Raw genomic sequence first — 7266 nt, 5'->3', positions numbered from 1 at the left:
CATACAGGTTGCTAGTGTCAACGTTTCGCCGATTGAACTTAAGATGCCGGGTTTCGCTACCTATGTGGCAGCAACACTCGCAGAATTCGGCGTGACGGGCGCTCGGCTTGCTTTCGAAATTACCGAAGGCATGGAGCTTGAAATCGACCAGGATGTGGTTCGCTGCATTAGCGACCTGAGAAAACTAGGCGCTCAAGTCTGGCTCGACGACTTCGGCACGGGCTTCGCGGGGCTCTCGTGGCTTCGCCTCATAGAATTCGACACCGTCAAGATCGATCGATCCTTCCTCCATGACTGCAACACGGAGAGAGGCAAGCGGATGTTGCTCGACATCATCGGCCTGTTGCGCAATCGCGGCGTGAGGATCCTCATTGAAGGGGTCGAGACCATCGAACATCAGCGGCTGATGCAGCAGTACGGAATCAACCAGATCCAGGGATATTTCATTGGACGGCCCGCGCCGGCAGCTCAGCTTGAAGCTGATAACGTGCTGCCATTCAGCATGGTCAGGAACCTTGATTCCAAACGTCTGTTTCGGAATGGGCCATAGGTTCAGATCTCTTTTAAGAGCAGCGATTGCGCGATAGCGGCTCGGTGGTTTTATTCCCGTCAGCGCGATCAAGCTTAATTTTCGAGCGTAAACAGGACTATGGCTCCGGCTTCCGGTTGAAAATCAACCCGACGTCGCAGACACCGACGACCGAACGAGCGGCAGGCGACATGGCCACATTGAGAGCCGCAGCGGTGGCGTGAAATATATTTCACATCATGAATTATATTGACATGCATCTGGCGTTACGATTATCTCCACTCACCGGAATTCGAGGAGGAATTCCGGACTTCATGGGATCACAGGTCGCCCGCTAACGGCGCCAACGGATATCGGGAGGGGCTTCGGCCTCGAGGAGGAATCTTGCGCAATTTTTTAAGCACGACCGCGATGGCGGTCCTTGCATCAACGCTTTTGGCCGGTGCAGCCAGCGCGGAAACGGAAAATCCGTTCCGCTGCAAGCCGGGTGAAAAATACGTGATGAACGTCATGGTTTCGGGTGTAGAATACTGGTTCCCGGTCTATGAAATGTTCAAGCAGGCAGGTCAGCAGCTCGGCTGCGAGACCGCTTATACCGGTACGCCGGAATATGACGTCAACAAGCAGATCGCGACCTTCGACCAGGCGCTTGCCCAGAACCCGGCCGGCATTCTCGTACATCCGATGAATTCGGATCCCTTCATCGAGCCGATCAACCGAGCGATCGACCAGGGCACGGCGGTCGTCACCTTTGCCGCGGACTCGCCGCTCTCCAAGCGCATATCCTTCATCACGTCGGATAATACGCGCGAAGGTACCTATGCGGCCGACGCGATTGCCGAAAAGCTCGGTGGCAAGGGCGAATACGCGGTTCTGGAAAATCCGGGGCAGGATAACCACGACAAGCGCATCGCGGCCTTCATCGCTCGCATGGAGGAAAAATATCCCGACATGAAGCTCGTCGGGCGCGCGGCGTCGAACCAGGATCCGAACAAGGCCTATCAGGGTCTCATGAGCCTGGTGCAGGCGCATCCAAACCTCAACGCCGTGTTCATGCCGGAGGCAAACTCGGCGATCGGGGCTGCACAGGCCAACAAGGAAAGCGGCGGCAAGATTCTCGTCATGTGCGCCGACGTCAATGCCAATATCCTCGACATGATCAAGGCCGGAGAAGTGTTCGGCTCGATCAATCCGAACCAGGGCATGCAGGGCTACATGGGTTTCATGATGCTGTGGCTTGCCAAGCATCCGGAGCTGATCGACCCGATGAACGATGCCAAGCGCTCGGGTTTCAATCCGATGAGCATTCCCTTCGTCGACAACGGCTTGTCCATCGTCACGGCCGCCAATGCCGACGATTTCTACTGGGACAAGTATCTGAAGCGTCGCGGTACGAAGGGTATCGAGGAATAGGGCTGCAAAACGGCTGTCCGGGATCGGGAAATCGCGGACAGCCGATGCAAGGGGAGGATGCGATGATGCCGGCGCCGGTTTTGGAGATACGCAATGTCAGCAAACGCTTCGGTGCGATCAAGGCGCTGACGGATGTGACCTTCAGCCTCGAGAAGGGCGAGGTGCACGCGCTCTGTGGCGAAAACGGCGCGGGCAAGTCGACGCTCATGAATATCATCGCTGGCGTGCTGCAGCCGAACGAAGGGGAAATCCTCGTTGATGGCGCACGCGTGGAGATTGCGTCTCCGGCCTCTGCCCAATCCCTGGGAATAGGCCTTGTCCACCAGGAAATCGCACTTTGCCCGGATGCCACGGTTGCCGAGAACATGTTCATGGCGGCGACGAACCGACGGCGTTCGCCCTTGATGAATTTCGCGAGGCTCGAGGGCGAGGCGCAGGCGGTGATGAACCGTCTTGCTCCCATCGATGTCCGCCGGAAGGTCGGCGAGCTGCCGATCTCGAGCCAGCAGCTGGTCGAGATCGCCAAGGCGCTGACGCTCGACTGCCGCGTCCTCRTCTTCGACGAGCCGACTGCCGCGCTGACCGAAGCCGAAGCGCAGGTGCTCTTCGGCATCATCAGGGATTTGAAGGCGCATGGCATATCGATCATTTACATCAGCCATCGCATGGCGGAGATCTTCAGCCTTTGTGATCGCGTCACCGTCTTCCGCGACGGACGCTATGTCTCGACCGAAAAGACATCCGACATAACGGCGGAGGACGTGGTTCGCAGCATGGTCGGGCGCGAGATCACTCAGCTCTATCCGGAAAAGCAGCCCGTGGCAGAGCGAACCCGCGAGGCCATTCTTGCGGTCCGAAATCTTGGCGACGACAGGCGTTTTCGTAACGTCAGCTTCGAATTGCGCAAGGGAGAGATCCTCGGCATCGGCGGTTTGATCGGCTCCGGCCGCACCGAAATCGCGGAGGGTATCTGTGGGTTGCGCCACACAACGCAAGGCGAGGTTATCCTCGCGGGCAGCCCGCTTCGTGTGGCTTCCTATGCAGATGCAGTGCGGGCAGGGGTCGTCTACCTGTCGGAGGATCGCAAGGGGTCCGGTGTGTTCCTCGATCTGTCGATCGCGCAGAACGTTGCCGCCCTCGATCTGAAGGCACTGACCGGACGGTTTGGGCTGTTGAACACGAAAACCGAGGCGGAGCTGGCACAAAACCTTGCACGGCGCCTTGGCATTCGCATGGGCGGCATCGGCATGCCGGTCTCGTCGCTGTCTGGAGGCAATCAGCAGAAGGTCGCCATCGCCAAGCAACTGGCGGTCGATCCGAAGGTCATCCTGATGGACGAACCGACGCGCGGCATCGATGTCGGTGCAAAATCCGAGATTCATCGCCTGCTGCGCGAGCTTGCGCGCTCCGGCATCGGCATCCTGGTCATCACATCGGAACTGCCCGAACTGCTCGGCCTCTGCGACCGGGCCATCGTCATTCGCGACGGTACGGTGGCCGGCGAACTCGAAGGCGAGGCGATGACCGAAGAAGCGATCATGCGGCTCGCATCCGGGGTCGCTGCCCCTCAACACAATCCATCGAAGGCATCAGAACATGCCATCTGAAGAAGAATCGGGGACGGGAGACCTTTCAATGACAGATCACGCATTGGCAATGACGAGGGAGCGTCCCTCCTCATGGAGACGGCTCGCGACGATGCGGGAAGCGGGGCTTATCGCGATCATTCTCGCCCTCTGCGTCCTCATGAGTTTTGCCTCTCCGCATTTTTTGACGCTTGGTAATTTCCGGGCCATGCTGATGTCGTTTTCCGTTGAGGGCATCGTCGTCGTTGGAATGACCATCCTTCTCATCGTCGGCGGTATCGATCTCTCGGTCGGGTCGGTCGTCTGCTTCTCGATGGTCCTGTCCGGATCGCTTTTTCTGATGGGACTGGATCCGTGGAGCGCGTCGCTCGTCGGCATTCTCGCCAGCGCGCTGATCGGCTGCGCCATGGGTTTCTTCGTCACGGTGATCGGGCTCAATCATTTCATCACATCTCTTGCGGCGATGGTCATCGTGCGCGGTGTGTGTCTGATCATCACAAAGGGGACACCGCTTTCGCTGTTCACGCTGCCGCCGTCGTTCAAGGCCGTCGGGCAGGGCACGTTCCATGGCGTCCCTTACGTGATCCTGATCTTCGTCGCGATCGTTGCGGTCTTCGATTTCCTGTTGCGCCGCGCGACGGCCTTCCGCAAGGTCTTCTATACCGGCAGCAATGAGAAGGCGGCGCTCTATTCCGGGATCAAGACCAACCAGGTCAAATTCTGGGTGACCGTCCTCTGCGCAACGCTGTCGGGTGTCGCCGGTGTCATCTACATGTCGCGCTTCGGCGCAGCGACCCCGACCTTCGGCGTCGGAATGGAGCTCAACATCATCGCAGCCGCCGTCATCGGGGGTGCGTCCTTGAGCGGAGGCTCTGGTACGATCCTCGGCGCCATTCTCGGCATTGCCCTTCTGTCGGTGGTGACAAGCTCGCTGATCCTGCTCGACATCTCTGTCTATTGGCAGGACATGATCAAGGGCTGTATCCTTCTCGCCGCCGTTTCCATCGACCATTTCCTGCACAAGCGGAAGGCCGTCTGACATGCCGATTGCAAAACCGAAAGCCGTCTCTGCCCCACGCGAAGAAATCGTCATTGCCCGGCAGATGCATCAGGCCCTCGTCCTGCACTTCCTGGAAGGACTGACCCAGGCGCAGATCGCCGACCGGCTCGGCATTTCACATGCAACCGTCAACCGGCTGATCAAGCGCGGCCGCCAGCTCGGCCTTGTCGAGATCAAGATCAAGTCGCCCGTCGAGCCACTCGTCGATATGGAAGAACAGTTACTGGCGCTCGGCGGCATCGGCCGTGCCGTAGTAGTGCCGACCGTCTCCGACAATCCGCAGACAGCCCTCCAGGCAGTCGGCGAAGCGGCCGCTCGCCTACTGCTCGAGGAAATTGCCGATGGGGATACGATCTGCATCACGGGCGGCAAGGGCGTCAGCGCGGTGGTTGCAGGCCTCCAGCCACAGCACCGCTTGGATGTCGAGGTCATTCCGGCAACGGGCTGTGTCCAGGGCAAGCACTACACCGACGTCAACCACGTTTCGACAATGATGGCGGACCGGTTGGGCGGACGCTCGTTCCAGATCCATGCACCGCTCTTTGCAGACAGCGCCACTGAGCGCGGAATGCTCATCAACATGCGTTCGGTCGCCGACGTCTTCAAACGGGCACGAGAGGCGAAGGTGGCGATCGTCGGCATCGGCTCGATCCTCTCTGATGATTCCAGCTATTACGACCTGCATCCGTCCTCCAGCACCGACCGAGCGGCGATCGAGCGCTCTGGCGCCTCGTGCGAACTGCTCGCGCATCTGCTCGATGATCGGGGCAACGTCTGCGACTACAGCCTCAACCGATCGCTGGTCTCCCTGACCCTTTCCGAGTTCGCCTCCATCCCGACGAAGATCGGCGTGGCAAGCGGGCCGAACAAGGCAGGCCCGATCCTCAGCGTCATGCGCGGCAATCACCTCGATACGCTCGTGACCGACGAGGCGACCGGTGCCCGGGTTATTGCTCTGGCGAATGGCAAGGGAGAGGGTATATGAGCGGGCAGCAATTGATGCGTGACATTGGCGGGTCCGGCGTCGCCGCTTCGGCGGTTGGCCTGGGCACCTGGGCAATCGGCGGCTGGATGTGGGGCGGCACGGACGAAGCGGAATCGATCTCCGCGATCCACGCCTCGCTCGACGCCGGCGTCACGTTGATCGACACGGCACCTGCCTATGGCCTTGGCCGATCGGAGGAGATCGTCGGCAAGGCGCTTGCGGGCCGGCGCGACAAGRCCGTCATCGCCACCAAATGCGGCCTTGTCTGGCATACGAACAAGGGCAGGCATTTCTTCGACCAGGACGGAAAGCCGGTTCACCGCTATCTGGGCCGTGATGCGATCTTCCACGAAATCGAAGAAAGCCTGCGGCGTCTGCGCACCGATTATATCGATCTATACATCACCCATTGGCAGGATCCCACGACCCCCATCGAGGAGACGATGCGGGCGCTGGAAGATCTGAAGGCTTCGGGCAAGATCCGGGCGATCGGCGCCAGCAATGTGGGGACTGATGAACTTCGGGATTACATTTCGGTCGGCGGTCTGGATGCCATCCAGGAGCGGTTCAGCATGATCGACCGGGATATCGAGGCCGATCTGCTGCCCTTGACCCGGGCAAACGGCATCGCGACGTTGAGTTATTCCTCCCTGGCACTCGGCCTTCTGTCTGGTGCAATCGGCCCCGGCCGAGTCTTTTCAGGTGACGACCAGCGACGGGACAATCCGCGCTTTTCAGCCGCCAACCGCGAGAAGACGCTGGCCTTTGCGGACGCCATCCGGCCGGTGGCCGACAGACAAAGCGCAAGCATCGCGCAGACCGTCATCGCCTGGACCCTTGCTCAACCCGGGGTCACTTTCGCGCTTTGCGGTGCGCGAAATGCCGCGCAGGCGCTTGACAACGCTCGAGCCGGAACCATTCGGCTGGATGCGGACGACCAGACAGCCATCGATACAGCCATTTCAGCGATAATGACTGACATGGACAGGTAACGGATCGCCATCATGAATCGTGAAGAGACGTTGGACGGGCTTCGCCGGAGCCCGAAGGTAGACGTGTGTGTCATCGGCGGCGGTATCAACGGCATCAGCGTCTTCCGGGAGCTGGCGCTTCAGGGCGTGCGTGTGCTCCTCGTCGAGAAACACGATTATTGCTCCGGAGCGAGCGCGGCGCTGTCGCGCATGGTACACGGCGGGCTTCGTTATCTTGAAAATGGCGAGTTCAAACTCGTCCAGGAATCTCTGGCCGAGCGAGACAGGTTGTTGCGCAACGCCCCCCACTACGTTGCGCCGCTGCCGACGACCGTTCCCGTCTTCGATATCGTCTCGGGGCTCGGCAATGGTGTCATCCGCTTCCTCGGACTGACGCGCCGTCCAAGCCGGCGCGGCGCCATTGCGATCAAGGCCGGACTCAGCATCTACGATTTTCTGACACGCAGTCGGGCAATAATGCCGCATCACCAGTTCCGTGGACGGCGCAAGACGCTCGCCAACTGGCCGGCGCTCAATCCCGACATCAAGAGTTCGGCAACCTACTACGACGCCTGGGTCAGTCACCCCGAACGTCTCGGCATCGAACTCATCGGCGACGCCCTGTCGTCCGGACCACAGGCGCTGGCGCTGAATTATGCCGAAATCGCTGCCGACGAGAACGGTCGATACGTGGTCCGCGACACGATCGGGGGCACTTCGAT

General features: G+C 60.0%; 7 protein-coding genes. All 7 read left to right on the top strand.

Going from position 1 to position 7266, the window contains the following annotated elements; translation table 11 throughout:
• A partial coding sequence (locus tag AC1D35_RS34085) for an EAL domain-containing protein (RefSeq protein WP_477942291.1) occupies positions 1-550 on the top strand: 550 nt, incomplete at its 5' end.
• 363 nt (positions 551-913) lie between these two features.
• The gene (locus tag AC1D35_RS34080; RefSeq protein WP_113312105.1) at positions 914-1942 is read left to right on the top strand and encodes a substrate-binding domain-containing protein; all 1029 of its coding nucleotides are present in this window, start codon (positions 914-916) and stop codon (positions 1940-1942) included.
• A gap of 62 nt (positions 1943-2004) precedes the next feature.
• Complete coding sequence (locus tag AC1D35_RS34075) at positions 2005-3549, top strand: sugar ABC transporter ATP-binding protein (RefSeq protein WP_477942289.1); 1545 nt, start codon at positions 2005-2007, stop codon at positions 3547-3549.
• 28 nt (positions 3550-3577) lie between these two features.
• Entirely contained in the window at positions 3578-4567 is a 990-nt protein-coding gene (locus tag AC1D35_RS34070; protein ID WP_113297279.1) for an ABC transporter permease, read from the top strand.
• Between the two features lies 1 nt (position 4568).
• On the top strand, positions 4569-5573 hold the full coding sequence (locus tag AC1D35_RS34065) for a sugar-binding transcriptional regulator (protein ID WP_477853880.1): 1005 nt from the start codon (positions 4569-4571) through the stop codon (positions 5571-5573).
• Positions 5570-6565, top strand: coding sequence for an aldo/keto reductase (locus AC1D35_RS34060; protein ID WP_477942286.1), 996 nt, complete (start codon positions 5570-5572; stop codon positions 6563-6565). The genes AC1D35_RS34065 and AC1D35_RS34060 overlap by 4 nt, the downstream gene beginning before the upstream one ends.
• Positions 6566-6577: 12 nt before the next feature.
• On the top strand, positions 6578-7266 hold a 689-nt coding region (locus AC1D35_RS34055), incomplete at its 3' end, for an FAD-dependent oxidoreductase (protein WP_477942284.1).

The sequence above is a fragment of the Rhizobium sp. P1_E6 genome, from assembly GCF_056405875.1.
This window is presented reverse-complemented; position numbering and strand designations above follow the sequence as displayed.

Bases quoted from the DNA above. Each gene is read 5' to 3' on its own strand.
- AC1D35_RS34070 (WP_113297279.1), top strand. From the start codon at position 3,578: ATGACAGATCACGCATTGGCAATGACGAGGGAGCGTCCCTCCTCATGG.
- AC1D35_RS34065 (WP_477853880.1), top strand. From the start codon at position 4,569: ATGCCGATTGCAAAACCGAAAGCCGTCTCTGCCCCACGCGAAGAAATC.